The 17,474-nt window shown below is 62.5% G+C and carries 21 protein-coding genes; 20 read left to right on the forward strand and 1 reads right to left on the reverse strand.

Annotated elements, in window-relative coordinates; translation table 11 throughout:
- Nucleotides 1-2: 2 nt before the first annotated feature.
- The 6 genes from HHL08_RS15370 to HHL08_RS15395 all read left to right on the forward strand — a co-directional run bounded on the left by HHL08_RS15370 (nt 3) and on the right by HHL08_RS15395 (nt 5,362).
- Nucleotides 3-284 carry a hypothetical protein gene (locus HHL08_RS15370; protein ID WP_024018167.1) on the forward strand — a complete coding sequence of 94 codons (282 nt, stop codon included), beginning with the start codon at nt 3-5 and terminating at the stop codon, nt 282-284.
- The gene (locus HHL08_RS15375; protein ID WP_169574007.1) at nt 281-718 is read left to right on the forward strand and encodes a periplasmic heavy metal sensor; all 438 of its coding nucleotides are present in this window, start codon (nt 281-283) and stop codon (nt 716-718) included. The genes HHL08_RS15370 and HHL08_RS15375 overlap by 4 nt, the downstream gene beginning before the upstream one ends.
- The gene (locus HHL08_RS15380) at nt 715-1,284 is read left to right on the forward strand and encodes an RNA polymerase sigma factor (RefSeq protein WP_024018169.1); all 570 of its coding nucleotides are present in this window, start codon (nt 715-717) and stop codon (nt 1,282-1,284) included. The genes HHL08_RS15375 and HHL08_RS15380 overlap by 4 nt, the downstream gene beginning before the upstream one ends.
- Before the next feature lie 95 nt (nt 1,285-1,379).
- Nucleotides 1,380-3,332 (forward strand): copper resistance system multicopper oxidase, encoded by a 1,953-nt coding sequence (locus HHL08_RS15385; protein WP_024018170.1) that lies wholly within the window; start codon nt 1,380-1,382, stop codon nt 3,330-3,332.
- Nucleotides 3,329-4,552, forward strand: coding sequence for a copper resistance protein B (locus tag HHL08_RS15390; RefSeq protein WP_031308582.1), 1,224 nt, complete (start codon nt 3,329-3,331; stop codon nt 4,550-4,552). The genes HHL08_RS15385 and HHL08_RS15390 overlap by 4 nt, the downstream gene beginning before the upstream one ends.
- A 366-nt stretch (nt 4,553-4,918) precedes the next feature.
- Entirely contained in the window at nt 4,919-5,362 is a 444-nt protein-coding gene (locus HHL08_RS15395; RefSeq protein WP_024018174.1) for a DUF411 domain-containing protein, read from the forward strand.
- Nucleotides 5,363-5,435: 73 nt separating this feature from the next.
- Here HHL08_RS15395 and HHL08_RS15400 read toward each other — a convergent pair whose 3' ends face one another.
- On the reverse strand, nt 5,436-6,095 hold the full coding sequence (locus HHL08_RS15400) for a class I SAM-dependent methyltransferase (RefSeq protein ID WP_024018175.1): 660 nt from the start codon (nt 6,093-6,095) through the stop codon (nt 5,436-5,438).
- A gap of 93 nt (nt 6,096-6,188) precedes the next feature.
- On the opposite strand from HHL08_RS15400, the gene HHL08_RS15405 reads away from it, so the two are divergent.
- From HHL08_RS15405 to HHL08_RS15470, 14 genes are all read left to right on the forward strand, one after another.
- Nucleotides 6,189-6,911, forward strand: a complete 723-nt coding sequence (locus HHL08_RS15405) for a helix-turn-helix domain-containing protein (protein ID WP_169574008.1) — start codon at nt 6,189-6,191, stop codon at nt 6,909-6,911.
- A 98-nt stretch (nt 6,912-7,009) separates the two neighbouring features.
- Nucleotides 7,010-7,276 carry a hypothetical protein gene (locus HHL08_RS15410; RefSeq protein ID WP_024018177.1) on the forward strand — a complete coding sequence of 89 codons (267 nt, stop codon included), beginning with the start codon at nt 7,010-7,012 and terminating at the stop codon, nt 7,274-7,276.
- A gap of 65 nt (nt 7,277-7,341) precedes the next feature.
- Nucleotides 7,342-7,605 carry a DUF2933 domain-containing protein gene (locus HHL08_RS15415; protein ID WP_024018178.1) on the forward strand — a complete coding sequence of 88 codons (264 nt, stop codon included), beginning with the start codon at nt 7,342-7,344 and terminating at the stop codon, nt 7,603-7,605.
- Nucleotides 7,602-8,276 carry a methyltransferase family protein gene (locus HHL08_RS15420; RefSeq protein WP_024018179.1) on the forward strand — a complete coding sequence of 225 codons (675 nt, stop codon included), beginning with the start codon at nt 7,602-7,604 and terminating at the stop codon, nt 8,274-8,276. The genes HHL08_RS15415 and HHL08_RS15420 overlap by 4 nt, the downstream gene beginning before the upstream one ends.
- 162 nt (nt 8,277-8,438) lie before the next feature.
- Entirely contained in the window at nt 8,439-9,188 is a 750-nt protein-coding gene (locus HHL08_RS15425; protein ID WP_024018180.1) for a Bax inhibitor-1/YccA family protein, read from the forward strand.
- Between the two features lie 102 nt (nt 9,189-9,290).
- Nucleotides 9,291-11,699 carry a heavy metal translocating P-type ATPase gene (locus HHL08_RS15430; protein WP_024018181.1) on the forward strand — a complete coding sequence of 803 codons (2,409 nt, stop codon included), beginning with the start codon at nt 9,291-9,293 and terminating at the stop codon, nt 11,697-11,699.
- 78 nt (nt 11,700-11,777) lie between these two features.
- Complete coding sequence (gene ppk2, locus HHL08_RS15435; protein WP_024018182.1) at nt 11,778-12,545, forward strand: polyphosphate kinase 2; 768 nt, start codon at nt 11,778-11,780, stop codon at nt 12,543-12,545.
- 197 nt (nt 12,546-12,742) lie between these two features.
- On the forward strand, nt 12,743-13,996 hold the full coding sequence (locus HHL08_RS15440; protein WP_235955078.1) for an ATP-grasp domain-containing protein: 1,254 nt from the start codon (nt 12,743-12,745) through the stop codon (nt 13,994-13,996).
- A 171-nt stretch (nt 13,997-14,167) separates the two neighbouring features.
- On the forward strand, nt 14,168-15,586 hold the full coding sequence (atpD, locus tag HHL08_RS15445) for a F0F1 ATP synthase subunit beta (protein WP_024018184.1): 1,419 nt from the start codon (nt 14,168-14,170) through the stop codon (nt 15,584-15,586).
- Nucleotides 15,583-15,993 (forward strand): F0F1 ATP synthase subunit epsilon, encoded by a 411-nt coding sequence (locus tag HHL08_RS15450; RefSeq protein ID WP_024018185.1) that lies wholly within the window; start codon nt 15,583-15,585, stop codon nt 15,991-15,993. The genes atpD and HHL08_RS15450 overlap by 4 nt, the downstream gene beginning before the upstream one ends.
- A complete protein-coding gene (locus HHL08_RS15455) occupies nt 15,990-16,271 on the forward strand; it encodes an AtpZ/AtpI family protein (protein WP_024018186.1) in 282 nt (93 codons plus the stop codon). The genes HHL08_RS15450 and HHL08_RS15455 overlap by 4 nt, the downstream gene beginning before the upstream one ends.
- Entirely contained in the window at nt 16,268-16,534 is a 267-nt protein-coding gene (locus tag HHL08_RS15460) for an N-ATPase subunit AtpR (protein ID WP_024018187.1), read from the forward strand. Before HHL08_RS15455 ends, HHL08_RS15460 begins: the two co-directional genes overlap by 4 nt.
- A complete protein-coding gene (locus HHL08_RS15465) occupies nt 16,531-17,235 on the forward strand; it encodes a F0F1 ATP synthase subunit A (protein WP_024018188.1) in 705 nt (234 codons plus the stop codon). Before HHL08_RS15460 ends, HHL08_RS15465 begins: the two co-directional genes overlap by 4 nt.
- The gene (locus tag HHL08_RS15470; RefSeq protein ID WP_010405656.1) at nt 17,232-17,474 is read left to right on the forward strand and encodes a F0F1 ATP synthase subunit C; all 243 of its coding nucleotides are present in this window, start codon (nt 17,232-17,234) and stop codon (nt 17,472-17,474) included. Before HHL08_RS15465 ends, HHL08_RS15470 begins: the two co-directional genes overlap by 4 nt.

Raw genomic sequence — 17,474 nt, forward strand, 5'->3', positions numbered from 1 at the left:
CGATGAACATTGACCTTGACGGGCTTTTGAGCCGCTTGCGCACCGACGCCGTTCACCCAGGGCTTTCCGGTCTGGAGGAGGCTGTGTTCAGGCGCATTGCGGCGCGTCCGCAAGTTTCCACCGCGCAGCAGCTGACCCTTGGCATGGTGGCGGCGTTCGGCGCTGTATTGCTCGGCGTCGCCAGCAATGGTCTTGCAACGCCGGCCGAAGCGTCCGTGACATTATCTCCATTTGGGCCGTCCAATCCGCTTGCGCCATCGACGCTGTTGGTGGGATCGCGATGAAGGCCAAGCTGCTTTTGCTGGTCGCAGTGGTGGCCTTTATCGCGGCGGTCGCTGGCGTCTTTCTGGGCCGGTATTTCTTTCCGCAACCGGTGGCTGCGGGTGTCGAACTGCATGAGGTGTTGCACGGAAAACTTGATCTGGACGCTAGTCAAAAGAGCCAGATCGATCTTCTTGAACAGCGTTTTGCTGTCCGCCGGCGGGCACTCGAACTTGAATTGCGGGCCGACAACGCACGGCTTGCAGATGCCATTGAAGCCGAGCACGGCAACGGTCCGCGGGTAACAGCCGCTGTCGATCAATCACACCAGGCAATGGGCGAACTTCAGAAAGAGACGCTTGGCCACATCTTCGCCATGCGCCAGATCCTGCGCCCGGATCAGGCCAGGACGTTCGATCAGGCGGTGGTTCATGCGCTCACCGACGACGTACGGTGAGTCTGGATCTCAAGGCGTGTTCGGACGGTGAACTCGCGGCGTTGACCTTGGGTGGTCGCCAGGCGGCGTTCGCCGAGATTATGCATCGCCATCAGACACCGATTTTCCGTCTGGTTCGCGGTCTCGTGGTCAACGCGGACGAGGCGCTTGATCTGACGCAGGATTGCTTTGTCTCCGCCTTCGGCCATTTGCAGAAATATGATGGCGATCGCCCGCTGCGCGCCTGGCTGTCGCGCATCGCGATCAACAAATGCCGAGATTGGCGTCGCCGGCAGAAAGTGCGGCGATTGTTCACTTTCGGAGCGGGTCCAACAGAGCAGGAGCGCGAAGCGGTCCCGGACGATAGCCCCTCTGCCCATGAAACGGTCTCGGGAAGGATGGAGCTCGCACGCCTCAATGCGGCGATCGCACAGCTTTCGGCTCCGTTGCGCGAGGTACTCTTGCTGAGGACGGTAGAGGGAATGACCCAGGCGGAAACTGCGGCCGCGCTTGCGATCAGTGGCAAGGCTGTCGAGACGCGCCTGTACAGGGCTCGAAGCCGGCTCGCGGAAATATTGGCGGATTGATGAGGGGTCCGCCCAGGTCGTGCGTAAGCCTCAGAGAGTATGGTGCATAAGGCGTTCGCTGAGCCTTGCGCCTGATTTTGAACAAGGGAGACGACATGAGCCCGGTATTGACCCGCCGCGATTTAATCCGGGGAGCCTCGCTTGCTGGCGGTGGCTTGGCATTGTCCGCGTGGATGCCGGCATGGGCGCAGCCCGTATCAACCGGCATCGCGACGCCGCTCCCGACGGTTTCCGGCAATGACATCGAGCTTAAAATTGCTCAGCAGATGATGACGATCGACGGTCGGAAAATGCGGGCCATTGGCGTCAACGGCACAGTTCCGGCGCCGTTGATCCGGCTGCGCGAGGGACAGACTGTTCGCCTGCATGTGACCAACGATCTCGATGAGGATAGCTCGATACACTGGCATGGCGTGCTGGTGCCGCCGCAATTCGATGGCGTGCCGGGTATATCCTTCCCGGGCATTCGGCCCAAAACCACTTTTGTCTATGAATTTCCGATCATCCAGAACGGCACCTATTGGTATCATAGCCATTCGGGCCTTCAGGAGCAGCTGGGGCATTATGGTCCGATCGTGATCGACCCTGCCGGTGTTGACCCGGTGAAATATGACCGCGAGCATGTCATCGTGCTGGCCGATCACAGCGCCATTTCGCCAGAAGCGATCTTTCGGGCGATGAAAGTGGACCCCGGGCATTTCAACTTCCAGCGCCAGACGCTTGCCGGTCTGCTGTCCAAGCGCGACCAGGCTCTGAAGGATCGCCTCGATTGGGGCAAGATGCGGATGGATCCAACCGATATTTCCGACGCGACGGGTTCGGCTTATACCTACATCGTCAATGGCTACGGGCCTCGAGACAATTGGACCGCTCTGTTCACGCCGGGCGAACGCGTCCGGCTGCGCTTCATCAACGCCTCGGCGATGACGACCTTCAATGTGCGGATACCGGGCCTCCCGCTGACGGTGGTGCAGGCTGACGGCCAGAATGTGCGGCCCGTGATGGTCGAAGAATTCCAGATCGGAGTGGCTGAAACCTACGACGTGATCGTTACTCCGCCCGATGATCGCGCCTACACGCTGGTCGGTGAGGCCATCGACCGTTCAGGCATGGCGCGGGCCACGCTCGCGCCGCGTGCTGGGATGACGGCCGAAGTGCCGCCGCTGCGTGAACGGCCGCTCGCCACGATGAAAGACATGGGCATGGACATGTCATCGATGCCGGGCATGGAAGGCATGGACATGTCCGGAGGCGGCATGTCGCCGATGCGGGGCGTCGACCCGACTGCGGAGAAAAATGCCTCGGCGAAGCTGACGGTGGCTGGTGCCGGGGCCATGGCCATGGGCGCGGCTCCTGGCGGGACCGCCATGGCGGGCATGGATCATTCCAATATGGCGGGCATGGCGGCAGGCGGGGGTGCGATGGCCGGCATGGATCACAGCGCCATGGCGGGGCAGCCGGGCATGGATATGGGCTCCATGGAAATGGGGCCGATGAACATGCGTGACTTTTCAAAAGCGCCGCAGGTCAAAAAGTCACCGGGCGTGCAGACGATCTCGCCTATGCCGATGGACCGCACCGGAGAGCCCGGTCAGGGTCTCGAGAATGTCGGCCACAAGGTTCTCGTTTACAAGGATCTCATGGCGCTGGAGCGCAATCCTGACGTGCGTGCTCCGGACCGCAGTCTCGATATCCATCTCACCGGCAACATGGAGCGGTTCATGTGGTCGTTCGACGGCGAGAAGATGTCGGATGTGCATGACCCGATCCCCTTCATCGAGGGTGAGAGGGTTCGGATCAATCTGATCAACGACAGCATGATGGGTCATCCGATCCATATCCACGGCCACTTTTTTGAACTGGTCACGGGTCATGGCGATCATGCGCCGCGCAAGCACACGGTCATCGTGCAGCCGGGCGGGAAGGTCACATGGGATTTTACCGCTGATGCGGTCGGCGACTGGGCGTTCCACTGCCATCTTCTCTACCACATGCACGCCGGGATGATGCGCGTCGTCAGTGTGCGGCCGAAGGGAGACGCAGCATGAAGCGCGTTTTGACGACACTGCTCGGCGGGTCGGCGATGTTGCTCGCCATTCCGGTAACCGCGCAAGCCCAGTCGATGCAGGGCATGGATCATTCCAGCATGCCCGGTATGGCGATGCCCGCGAAAAAACCGGCTTCCCCCAAGCCTGCCAAAAAGCCTGCGGCAAAGAAGCCGGCTCCTAAAAGGGCCGCGCCGGTCAGAGTGGCCCCGGCAAAGCCCGCGGCTCGCCAGGATATGGAAGGCATGGATCATTCGACCATGCCTGGAATGGCGATGCCTCAGCCGGGACCAGCAGCCGCGGCAACGGCGCCGACTATGGACCATGGCGCGATGCCGGGCATGGATATGGGCAACAGCGGTTCTACACCGATGGCTGGCAGCATGCCCGGCATGAATATGTCCGGGGATCATGGTGGCCACGATATGGCTGCCATGCCGGGCATGGAAATGACCGGAACCGCACTCCCGGCCGGAAATGCCCCTGCGCCAAAGCCTCCCATGGACCACTACGCCGATCGGCAGTTCCCGCCCGCTGCGATGACACAGTCGCGAATGGCTATGATGCACGAGCAGGGGGGGCAAGCCTTCTATCAAATCATGTTCAATATCGCGGAGTATCAGGTTCGCAATGGGCGTGACGGCTACCGCTGGGATGGAGAGGCTTGGTATGGCGGGGACGTCAATCGGTTGACGCTGAAGAGCGAGGGCGAGGGTGTCCTTGGCGGTCCTGGCGGATCGTTCATGGAGACCGCCGAGGTCCAGGCGCTCTACAGCCGGGCGATCGATCCGTATTGGAACCTCCAAGCTGGCGTTCGATACGATTTCAAGCCCAATCCGTCCCGAACATACGCTACTGTCGGGGTGGAGGGCCTCGCACCCTATTGGTTTGAAACCGAAGCGGCTCTATTCCTTTCCAACAAGGGTGAAGTTCTCGGTCGTGTTGAGGGTTATTATGACCAGCGCATCACGCAGCGAATCATTCTGCAGCCCCGAATTGAACTGAATCTCTCCGCGCAGGACGTGCCTGAGACACGGATTGGGTCTGGAATCTCCAACGCCGAGTTCGGATTGCGCCTGCGCTATGAGATCCGACGGCAGTTTGCGCCTTACATTGGCGTATCCTACGATCGAAAACTGGGCAAAACTGCCGACTATGCAAGGGCTGATGGTGAACGCATTAAGGCGACCAGCTTCGTCATTGGTGTGAGGACCTGGTTTTGAGCGTTGTCAGTGGAGTCAACGAAGGGGACGTAACATGATGAAAACGTGGATGCGAGCCTCGCGGTGCAGACGATAGTCGGCAGCACGGCCATGTATCTTGTCATGTTCTTCGTGGACGACAGGCTCGGCAGCTCTACAACAATCTGAACATGTTCTGCATGTCCCAGAGATGGTTGCGCTGAGAAAGGTCGCCAGGCGCCGTATGTTGGCCCAGAGGGATAAAGCTGCGCTGTGCAATGAGTTTATTCGGTCCCAGAGACAGGAAATTGACCAGGTGAAGGCGCTTCTTGCCCGCAATATAGTGTCGCAAGAGTGGTGCTATCGGCTCGACCGGCAACGCGCCTGCATGAAATCGAAGGAGCTACCATGATCAGCATCCGTACCCTCGCCGCCGCTTTGGCACTTGCCGTTCCGGTCGCAGCGATGGCGGCGAACCCGATTGTGGTTCACCGCGATCCTGGCTGCGGTTGCTGTGAGAAATGGGCGGCGCAGGTACGCGCGCAGTTCGGCCGGCAGGTGCAGATCATCGACGATGCCGGCCGCGCCGGCTTGAGCAGGCGTGCCGGCGTGCCCTCAGACCTGGCTTCTTGTCATACCGCCACCATCGACGGGATGACCTTTGAGGGCCATGTTCCGATCTCCGACATGAAGCGCGTGCTGGCCCAGCATCCCAAAGGCGTCACCGGGCTCGCCGTTGCGGGGATGCCGATGGGATCGCCGGGCATGGAGATGGCAGGCATGAAGGGCCAGCCTTACGATGTCATCGCCTTTGGCCCCGAAGGGCGTCGCGTCTTTGCGCACCACAGTTGATCGCAGGCATCGACGCTTCGCTGATTCCGAAGCCATCGCCGGGTGGGTGTTGGTCTCGTCTTGCCGCCCGGTGTCAGAACGGCTTGCGCCCGGTATAGAGCGAGATCGAGCCGGTCGGCGTCTGGACGACGCGAACTTCGGCGACATTTTCGAAGCCGGCGTCGGCGATGAGCTCCGGCAGGATGCCCTTTGCGTTGAGCCCGGTGCGCTCCCAGCCGTCGAGCGCCTGCACCTGACGAAACAGCGTTCGCATCAACAAGGTACGCTGAAGTCCGTAATCGGCAATCGCCACGAGGCCACCTGGGCAAAGCGTTCGTGCCATGGCCCGAAGGATGGCCGATTTCACCGGCAGGTCGCATTGATGCAGCACGAGGCTCGACACGATCTTGTTGGCGATCGTGCCGACCAGGACGTCGACCTGGTCGCCGAAACCTCGAACCCACTCGCTTTCTACGCCGGCCGTTTGTGCCTTTTGCCGCGCCAGCGCGAGAGCGGCAGGATCCGGATCGACCCCGATCACGCGTGCCGTGGGGACAGCCTGTTTGATCGCGATCAGCTGCGAGCCCGTGCCGGCGCCCACATCGACGATGACATCGCCCGCCTCGGGTGCAATCGACTCGAGCAATGCGCTGCGCCACCGACGCTCGCGGGTCATGACCGCAATCACCCGGTCATAGTCGCCCGTCAGGCCAGACAGCCCGAGTGCGGGGACGAAGGTTGGACTGTCATTCACCGTTATGCCTCCATGTGCTTCATGGCGATCGCAGCACCCCGAGTCTTGAACCTTTCGCTTGCATCTTCAGTTTCGCGACGGGAGTAAGCTCCGATGCCAAGCTATGGCGATTTGTGGACCGGCCATGTCCGCCTGGGCGACGGATGGGCGTGGTTCGAGGGTCGTTGCGGCGACACCCGACCCCATCGCCATCTCGCCGCGCAGATGATCGTCGGACTGTCCGAGCCGATCCATGTCGAGACGATCGCAGGTTCGTTGACTGGACCTGCCGTGCTGGTGCGCGCAGGCGCGCTTCACGCGGTTCGTCCCACCGCGACGCATGCGAGGGTGATCTATGCGCGATCCTTCAGCCCGCTGGGTATTGCCTGGTCCAGGCTTGGGGACGGTAAGGACGCGGCGTCGCCACCGGCAGCGCTATCCGAGCAGTTGCGCAGCTCCGATGACCTCGCTGGAACGCTTTACGAGCTTGCAGCGGCCTGCCCGACACCGCCGATCGACGCGCGCCTTTGCGAGGCATTGCGGCGCCTGAAGGACGCACGAGTGGACATAGCCGATCTAGGTGAAATCGCGCGCGCTGTCGGACTCTCTGAACCGCGGTTGCGTGCGCTTGCCGCGGAGCAGTTGGGCGCACCGCTCTCACACTGGCGGCTATGGTTCATGCTCGAGCAGGGCCTGCGATCACTTGGCGCGGGCGCGCCCCTTGTGGCAGCCGCAGCGGATGCGGGGTTCAGCGACCAGGCGCATCTCTCTCGTACGATGCGGCGGTTCATGGGCGTCACACCAAGGACCGTGGCATTGGCGATGGCCTCCCGCTGACGGCAGCATCGACCAGGGTCGAGCGACCGAGCCTTGGGTGGAATACGTATAGTGGCTGTCTTCGATCCGGCCCAAATTTGGGGGGAAAGGAAGCCGTCATGACCGATGCAAGCAAGCTCAGTGTGATACGATGTGCCGCGAGCAGCGCTGCCGCTCTTTCCACTGTCTTCGTGCTTTGCTGGCTCGCGGCGACTTTGTTCGGTCCGATCGGGTCACACATGTTCGTGACGATGTTCACGACAGCTCCGCCGGGATCGTTCGTCGCGCTTGGGGCGGGGTTGTGCTGGTCGATCGTCTTCGGCGCAGCCGTGGGAGGTCTCTTCGCCGCATTCCACAATTGGATCGGTCATTGGCAGCGTCCCTAGGACGGCGCAGCGCAAGTGAGCAATCAGCAATTTTTAACGAGTTCTATATTCAAGGAAACGTGATCATGGAACGGCAACGACCGGCACATACTGGGAAAAAGAATTTCCTGACGTCGCGCGCGGGCATCGTGATGATAGGCTTTCTTGCGCTCGGTTTCGTGCTGCTGTTCACGGAGCATCGCGCGCATGTACTTGGCGCGCTGCCCTTTCTGCTGCTGCTGTCGTGTCCCCTGATGCACCTCTTCATGCATCACGGACATGGGCATGGTCACGATGGAACACCGCAGCCGGGGGCCGGTCGTTCGCCCCGGGAGGGTCAGGGCCAGTGACGGGCCATGCGCAAGCCTATGGTCTGTGGGGCCTCGTCGTCGTCAATGCAGCGGTCTTCATCCTGTTCGCCTACAGTTTCTTCAAGCCGCGAACCACTCGGGACTGGCGATCGTTCAGCGCGTTCAGCGCCTTCCTGGTTGCGCTGTTCGTGGAAATGTACGGCTTCCCATTGACTCTCTATGTCCTGTCCGGGTGGCTGCAGAGCCATTATCCCAATATCGACTGGTTCTCGCATGATGCCGGGCATCTGCTCGAGATGCTCTTCGGCTGGCGGGCGAACCCGCATGCCGGGCCATTCCATATCATGAGCTTTATCCTGATCGGCGGCGGGTTCATCTTGATCTCGACGGGTTGGAAGGCGCTGTACGACGCGCAGAAGGTCCACGAGCTCGCGACCCAGGGGATCTATTCCTATGTGCGGCACCCGCAATATATCGGGTTCATTCTGGTGATGTTCGGGTTCCTGCTGCAGTGGCCGACGATCCTGACGCTTGCGATGTTTCCGGTCCTCGTCGTCATGTATTTGCGGTTGGCGCGGACCGAGGAGCGTGAGGCTCTCGCCGAATTTGATGATGCCTATCGGCGCTACGCAAAGACCGTTCCACCGTTCGTGCCCCACCTCGCGCGCCTGCTCGGGGCGAAGCGTGACGCAGGAGCGGATCAGCGATGAATTCCCTGCCAGCCGGACCGGCGCAAATCCCAGGGGAACCGCTCAGCCGTCCGCCCGGCATCGGGGCGTGGCGTATAGGCCGGCGCGGCTGCACGTACGTGCCGGTCGCCTCGCCGAAATGACTGAAGCTTGAAACCGCGACACCGAGAAGGAGCACTGGCCATGGCAGATCCGCTGAAACCGACCACATCGCCGCTTACCGCTGGCAGGAATCCGGCAATCCCCGCGGTCGCCTTTGATGTGGGACTGCGAACATATATGCTCGCAGTCTACAACTACATGGCCAGCGGTCTGTTGTTGACCGGGATCGTCGCGATGTTGGTTGCGAACAGCGCCGCCATACGCGCCGTGTTTTTCGCCGCGAGCGGCACTCCGACGCTGCTCGGATGGATAGCGGTCTTCGCACCGCTCGCCCTGGTCTTTACGCTAAGCTTCGGGATCAATCGGCTGTCCGAGAGCACCGTCAAGGCACTGTTCTGGACCTATGCGATCCTGATGGGCGTATCGCTGTCGACCATCCTCCTCGCCTATACCGGCGTGAGTGTCGCGCGCACATTCTTCGTTACGGCCGCAGCCTTCGGAGGTTTGAGCCTGTGGGGCTATACAACCAAGAGGAACCTGTCGGCGTTCGGGACCTTCCTGATCATGGGCGTCGTCGGCCTGCTCATCGCCATGGTCGTCAACATGTTCCTGCGGTCGTCCACTTTGGATCTCATCGTCAGCGCGATCGGCGTGCTTCTGTTTGCGGGCCTGACTGCCTTCGACACGCAAAAGATCAAGAGCGTCTACTTCGATGTGGCCGGTACCGAGTTTCGCGGTAAGGCGGTCGTGATGGGAGCGCTGACGCTCTATCTCGACTTCCTCAACCTGTTCCTGTTCCTGCTGCGCTTCATGGGTGATCGGCGGCAATAGGTCAGCCGGGATGACCGGCCGACACGCGCAGGCCTTGGCGGCGGGCGCATCTATGGCTGCCGACACGTCGGCGGCGGCTTGCCTCGATTTCGGAGACCTGCCTTGAAGACGTCCACCTTCGATCTGCGTGGATCATTCGAATCGCTCGACCATCTCGGCGTCGAAAAGCAGTTGCTGCGGGTTCCCGGCGTGACGCAGGTCTCCGCGAACGCCGCCTCCGACAGCGTCACCGTCAGCTTTGATGAAGCGCGCACCAGCGAAACCGCGATAGAGGAGCAGATCGCGGCATGCGGTTTCCATTGCGGCGGCCGGCTCGTCCCGCGGCACGTGTGCGTGATCGGAAGCACAACCCAGTCCTCTGTCTTGCCCGACGCGACGCATCCTCCCGATCATCGTTCCGATGGTGTCGCCGCAAGATCGGTTGCTCCCGATCGCAAGCCGGTGACGGCCGAACACGACGCCATGGCGCACGAGATGGGCCATGGCGACGGCAAGGACATGGCGGCTATGGCGCGCGACATGCGCAACAGGTTTATCGTCAGCCTCGTTTTTGGCCTGCCGATCTTTGCGCTGTCGCCAATGGGTCTGGACCATCCCCTTCTGAAACCGATGTTCGGACTCAGTCTCGACCTGACCCTGTTCCTGCTTGCCAGCGCCGCGATCCTCTATCCGGTCTGGCCCTTCGTGGTCGCCGCGATCCGCGCGCTTCGGAACGGTGTGCTGAATATGGCGGTGCTCGTCCTGTTGAGCGTCGGCACCGGTTATCTGTTCAGCGTGGCGTCGACATTCCTGTTCAAGGGCCAGCAATTTTACGAGGCTTCCGCGGTCCTGCTCATCTTCATTCTGCTCGGCCATTGGCTGGAGATGCGCGCTCGCGCCGGCGCGTCCCAGGCAATCCGCGCGCTCATGGATCTGGCGCCGCCCATGGCGACCGTGCAGCGCGACGGAAAGGACGTCGAAGTGCCGACCGCCGAGGTGCTGGCCGGCGATGTTGTGCTGATCCGGCCGGGCAACAAGATTCCCGTCGACGGCGAAATCCTCGAAGGCAAATCTGAGGTCGATGAGTCGATGCTCACGGGCGAATCGATGCCGGTGTCGAAGGCGGCCGGCGACACCGTGATCGGCGCGACGATCAACCGCAGCGGTAGCTTCCGCTATCGCGCGACCAAGGTTGGCGCCGACACCGCGCTCGCCCAGATCGTCAAGCTCGTCCAGGAAGCGCAGAACTCGAAGGCGCCGGCACAGCTGCTCGCCGACCGGGCATCGCAGTGGCTGGTGCTCGCGGCAATTCTGATCGGTCTCGCGACGTTCGCCATCTGGTACTGGATTCTGGGTGGGACATTGCTGTTTGCGCTGACCATGACGATAACCGTTTTCGTGATCGCCTGCCCGGACGCCCTTGGCCTTGCCACGCCAATGGCGATAATGGTCGGTACCGGCCTTGGCGCGATGAACGGCATCCTGTTCAAGAATGCCAGCGCGCTCGAGGATGCGACCAAGCTTGACGTCATCGTGTTCGACAAGACGGGGACCCTCACCATGGGCCGGCCCAATGTTGTCGAAGTAGTGACAGCGGAAGGCATCACCCGGGACGAGGTGCTTCGCATCGCCGGTGCGATCGAGCGCAACTCCGACCACCCGCTTGCGCTGGCGGTCCTCGAAGGTGCATCCGGTATCACCCTTCCCGAGACGCGCGATTTTGCCAATATAGAGGGGAAGGGCGCCAGCGCCCAGGTCGAGGGCGCAACCGTGGTGCTTGGCAACCGGCGTCTCATGGATGAAGGAAAAGTAGCGCTGGGAGCCCTCGAGGAACCTGGCGAGCGCCTGAAAGGGGCGGGGCGCACCGTTGTCCATGTTGCGCGCGGCGGCGAGATTCTCGGGTTGATCGCCATAGCGGATGCGGCGCGGCCAACCGCGAAGGCGACCGTCGCGGCGCTTCGGGAGCGCGGCGTCAAGGTCGCGATGATTACCGGCGACAACGCCGGCACGGCCAAGCGAATCGCCGATGAGCTTGGCATCGACATCGTCCTTGCCGATGTGCTTCCCGGTCAAAAGGCGGAGAAGGTCAAGGAGCTGCAGGCCCAGGGCCAGCGTGTCGGCATGGTCGGTGACGGGGTCAACGATGCCCCCGCGCTTACCCAGGCCGACGTAGGATTTGCGATCGGGGCGGGCACCGACGTCGCGATGGAAAGCGCCGATGTCGTCCTGATGAAGAGCGACCCCTATGATATTGTCGGTGCCATAGCGCTCTCACGCGCCACGCTTCGCAAGATGCACCAGAATCTGTGGTGGGCAGTCGGCTACAATGTGATCGCCTTTCCACTCGCGGCGGGTGTGCTCTATCCGGTGCTGCTGAGCCCCGAGGTCGCTGCGCTGGCTATGTCGGGCAGCTCCGCACTCGTCGCGGTCAACGCGCTGCTGCTGAAGCGGACCCGGCTGGCGGGTATCAGTCGGGGCGGCATGAGTCGGGCCTCAGCGGTGGAGCACAATGCCGTTGGTGCCGCTGTTTGAGACCGGCCCACGAGTGCGACCCCGGCCCTCGCGGCCCGCTATCTTGGTGTGCATGATTGCCGACAGGAGAAAGAACCGGTGGTGAAGGCGAAGAACGAACCCCGTTACGCCGAGCAGTTGCGCGCGCTCCAGATCGGGCTCACCGCCCTGCAGCGGGGAATCATCGAGGATGGCCGCAAGGTGCTGGTCATCGTCGAAGGGCGCGACGCAGCCGGCAAAGACGGCACGATAAAGCGTGTCGTCGAGCATCTGAGCCCGCGCGAAACCCGGGTGGTGGCACTCGGCCCCCCATCGGATCACGATCGCGGGTCGTGGTATTTCCAGCGCTGGGTCCCTCATCTGCCGGCTACCGGCGAGATCGTCCTGTTCAATCGTAGCTGGTACAATCGCGCCGGCGTGGAGCGCGTGATGGGCTTTTGCACCGACAAGGAATATGAGGAGTTTCTGACGACCGTCCCAATGTTCGAGCAGTTGCTCGAACATTGCGGGGTCACGCTGGTAAAATATTATCTCGATATCTCGAGGGCGGAACAGAAGAAACGCCTGACCGCCCGACGCGAGGATCCGCTCAAACAGTGGAAGATCAGCCCGATCGACGACCAGGCGAACAAGCGCTGGAAGGCCTACAGCAAGGCGCGCGATGCAATGCTCGCCCGCACGCACAGCATCGCGGCACCCTGGACGGTGGTTCGCGGGGACGACAAGCACCAGGCACGCCTCGCGCTGATCAGGGATCTGCTGACCCGGCTGGGAGAAACGGATTCTGATCGCTATGGCCACCCTGATCCCAACACCGCCTTCCTTTATGACGATGCCGCCCGAGAACAGGGGCTGATCGCGCCGTGAGCGAGCCTCTTGCGTCATCACGCGGCGGGCGAAGTCGTTGCCGCTCACGTGAAATGAAATTTGCATGAGCCAAAGAAGGATCAGGCTATGTTCTGGGTCCAGTTTCTATTCCAGGGAAGCTCGATAGCGTGCCGAGCCTAGAGGAAGCCCGAGTCTCAGACCTCCAGAACGGACGTTCGGAATGCGTTTGCGTAACCTTGGATCGCGCCGCCCTGAGCGACGCACTCGTCCGGGAGACGGGCGATCTGGCAATGCGAGCGTCATATCTGGAAACGCGTCCGCATCTATTCTCGGACGTCGCGGTGTTCATCAATGTGTCCCAACTCGCCGGGATGCAGCGCATCATCGCCGCGATCGAGACGGTCGCCCGCCACCCGGATTATCTGGCAGCCACCATGGCCTGGGCGCCAGTAAGTGCCCGACAGGACTTTGGTCCGCACGGCGTCTTAATGGGCTATGACTTCCATCTGAGCGAGCGCGGCCCGGCCCTGATCGAAATAAATACCAATGCAGGAGGAGCAATGTTGAATGCCGTGCTCGCGCGGGCACAACGAGTCTGCTGTCCTTCCGAGCCGACAGATTTTCTTCGCGCAGATCCGTTTGAGTCCGTGGTCGCGGCCATGTTCTCGAAGGAATGGCGCTATCAACGCGGCAGCGGCGAACCGGTCTCCATCGCCATCGTCGATGACGATCCCGTATCGCAATATCTGTTTCCCGAGTTTCTGTTGACCCGCCATTTGCTGGAGCGGGCCGGCCATAGCGTCTGCATCGCCGATCCTTCTGAATTCGCCTATGCGTCCGGCACTCTTCGCTATGGGGACCGGAATGTGGATCTCATCTACAACCGGCTCGTCGATTTCTCGCTCGATCGACCCGAGCACTCGGCATTGCGAGCGGCATATCTCGACGGCTCGGTGGTCGTAACGCCCAATCCCCATGTCCACGCGAAATTCGCCGACAAGCGCAATCTCACCCTGCTGTCCGACACCGCGCAGCTGCGGGAATGGGGTTTCGACCCGGCAATTGTCGACACGCTTGTTGCCGGGATTCCGGCAACCGAACGGGTCGACAAGGCTTCCGCCGAGCGGCTTTGGGCGGGCCGCAGGCAATTCTTCTTCAAGCCGGCCGGAGGGTATGGGAGCAAAGCGGCCTATCGTGGCGACAAGCTGACGAAATCGGTGTGGGCCGAGATCCTGGAGAGCGACTATGTCGCCCAAGCCTATGTGCGACCAAGCGAGCGGATCATCCGGCTGGATGGAGAGACGGTTAAGCGCAAGATCGACGTTCGTCTCTACACCTATGATGGGGAGCCGCTTGTTGCCGCAGCGCGACTATATCAGGGCCAAACCACCAATATGCGCACCGCCGGTGGTGGGTTCGCGCCTGTTCTGCTGATGGCCGCCGACGATTCGCCGCAGGACTGCGACAGGTGCGCCACTGGCGAGGCGTGAGCCGGACAGAACAGCGAAACTGGCGTCCTGAAAGTCGGGATACATCGGACTTCGCCAGACCGGATTGCATTAGCGATCCGGCGAAGCCGCGGCGCAGAGACGAGCATCCGTATAGTCCCGCATATCGATGCCGCCCGATCTCGCTTTAGCTCCCGTCATGAGAAGCTTGAGATGAGCAGCGCGGCACCCGACATCGATAAGGCGAGCGGACGCGTTTGCGCGATCCGCGGTCCCGTGCTCGACGTGGAATTTGCCGCCGGCTCGCTTCCGCCGGTCAACGATGCGCTGTGCATCGTAACCCCAACAGGGAAGCACATCGCCGAGGTGCAGAGCCATGTCGATGCGCGCACCGTGCGAGCGGTCGCACTCCAGACCACCAGCGGACTCGCGCGCGGCGCCCACGTCGAGGCCACGGGTGCAGCGATCATGGTCCCGGTCGGCGATGCGGTTCTGGGCCGCCTGCTCGATGCCACCGGCGTCATCGGCGACGGCGGGGCGGCGCTTCCAGTGGACGTTCCGCTTCGCCCAATCCATCGCCAACCGCCGCCACTCGATGCCCAGAGCACAGCGACGACGATGTTCGAGACCGGGATCAAGGTGATCGATCTGCTTGCGCCCCTCGCGCAGGGCGGCAAGGCGGCGATGTTCGGTGGCGCCGGGGTCGGCAAAACCGTGCTGGTGATGGAACTGATCAACGCAATGGTCGCACGTTACGAGGGCGTGTCGGTGTTTGCTGGTATCGGCGAGCGCTCGCGCGAAGGGCATGAACTGCTCACCGACATGCGCACTTCCGGCGTGATCGCGAAGACCGTGCTGGTCTTCGGACAGATGAACGAGCCGCCGGGCGCGCGCTGGCGGGTCGGTCTGACCGCGCTTACCATCGCCGAATATTTTCGCGACGAGCAGAAACGCAATGTGCTGCTGTTGATGGATAATGTCTTCCGCTTCGTCCAGGCGGGCAGCGAAGTTTCGGGGCTCTTAGGGCGGATGCCGTCGCGGGTCGGCTATCAGCCGACGCTCGCGAGCGAAGTCGCGGCGCTCCAGGAGCGGATCGCCTCGGTCGCGGGCGCATCGGTGACCGCGATCGAAGCGGTCTATGTGCCTGCGGATGATTTCACCGATCCGGCCGTGACGGCGATCTCGGCGCATCTCGACAGCAATGTGCTCCTGTCACGCACGATGGCCGCGGAGGGCATGTACCCGGCGATCGATCCGCTTGCCTCCACCTCGATCCTGCTCGATCCGCTGGTCGTGGGCGAGGACCATTATGCGCTGGCCCAAAAGGTCCGCGAGACGATCGCTCATTATCGCGAGCTGCAGGACATCATCGCGCTGCTCGGCATGGAGGAGCTGGGACAGGAGGATCGGCTGATCGTTGGCCGTGCCCGCCGACTCCAGCGCTTCCTGACGCAGCCTTTTGTCGTAACACAGGCTTTTACAGGCCAGCCCGGACGATCGGTGCCGCTCCACGCCACACTCGATGGCGTGCGCGCTATCCTCGGTGGCGAGACCGACGACTGGCACGAAAGTGCCTTCTATATGGTCGGAGACCTGGAAGAGGCGCGCGGCAAGGTGGGGCCCAAGCCATGAGGCTGCGCATCACTGATCCCACCGCGATCATGGTCGACCGGGAGGTCGCCGCAATCCGCGCCGAGGATGCGACGGGCAGCTTTGGGATCCTGAACGGTCACGCCGATTTCCTGACCGCGCTCGATATCTCGGTCGTCTCCTGGCGCGACATGGACGGGCGCGCCGGCTACTGCGCGGTGCGCAACGGCATTCTGACGGTGAGTGGCGGCAATGACGTCTCGATCGCGACGCGCGAGGCGCATGTCGGCGATGATCTCGACGAACTCGAGACGGTAGTGCTTAGGGGTTACCGTGAGCGCGGCGATGCCGAACGCAGCGGTCGCACCGCCGCGACGCGGCTGCGCATGCGCGCGATCCGGCGCATGGTCGAGGCGCTGCAGGGCGTGCCGGCGGAGATCGGTCTATGACCCAGGATCTGCCACCCGAGCAGGAACGGCTCGTGGACGCGGTCAAACAGCGCGCTGAACGTCGACGCAGGGCGCGGGGATTGCCCTCCTTTGCGCGCAATTTCGGCCAGATCGGCGTGCTTGGCTGGCAGGTCGTCGTGCCGGCGTTAATTGCGCTCGCGATCGGCCGCTGGCTCGACCATCGGCTGTCCAGCGGTATCTTCTGGACCGCGCCGCTGCTGATCCTTGGCGTGAGCCTCGGCTGCTGGTCGGCCTGGAAGTGGATCGGGCGGCAATGACGCCCTGGGCCGTCCTCCTGTTTCTGCTGCTCGGCGCCGCTGCCGGAACAGCACATTACCTGGCTATCGCGAAGGATGCTGACCTGCTCGTCCATGGCGGATCGATTATGCTGTCGCTCGGCCTGCGGCTCGGTCGGATGCTTCTGACGCTCGGCGTGCTGCTCGTTGCCGCAAGGCAGGGCTGGGTGGACCTACTCGCGGCTGCGGCCGGGTTCATGGCGGCGCGACAGGTCGTGCTGCACCGACTGAAAGCGGTGTCGTGAAGTTCGCCTCTCCGCTCGAAAGCCATATCCTGTTCACGATCGGACCGGTTCCGATCAGCCAGCCGGTCGTCACGACATGGGGCATCATGGCGGTGCTGACGATCGGTTGTTGGCTTCTGACCCGGCGGCTCGGCCTTCGTCCCACCAGGACCCAGGCGGCGCTGGAACTGGTGGTCGAAGTGATCGCGCGCCAGATTCGCGAGACGATGGACGCTGAGCCACGGCCCTATCTGCCCCTGATCGGGACGCTCTTCATCTTCCTGCTCGTCGCAAACTGGTCATCGCTCTTGCCCGGCGTCGAACCGCCTACGGCGGCCCTCGAAACCGATGCGGCGCTGGCCTTGATCGTGTTCGGCGCGACGCTCTGGTTCGGTGTCCGGGCGCTTGGCGCGCGCGGTTATCTGCGCAGTTTCGCGCAGCCGTCGATCCTGCTCGTGCCGCTCAATCTCGTTGAGCTGTTCACCCGCAGCTTCTCCTTGATGGTGCGCCTGTTCGGCAATGTCATGAGCGGCGTGTTCATGATCGGCGTCGTGCTGAGCCTTGCCGGGTTGCTCGTACCGATCCCGCTGATGGCGCTCGAGATGCTGACCGGAGCCGTCCAGGCCTACATCTTCGGCGCGCTCGCAATGGTCTTTATCGGCAGCGCCATCAGCGAAGCGAACCCATCCCCGAAAGCGCCGAACCACGAGGTCTCTTCATGAACTGGATCCACATCGTCAGCATCCTCGGCGCGGCGTTCGCCATCGCCATCGGCGCGATCGCGCCGGCACTCGCCCAAGGCAAGGCGGTCGCCGCAGCGATGGATGCGATCGCTCGCCAGCCTGAGGCGGCGAACACCGTCTCGCGCACCCTGTTCGTGGGCCTGGCCATGATCGAGACGATGGCGATCTATTGTCTCGTGATCGCGCTGCTGCTGCTCTTCGCCAATCCCTTCGCTTGA

It is taken from the genome of Sphingobium psychrophilum, assembly GCF_012927105.1.
Taxonomy (GTDB): Bacteria; Pseudomonadota; Alphaproteobacteria; order Sphingomonadales; family Sphingomonadaceae; genus Sphingobium; species Sphingobium psychrophilum.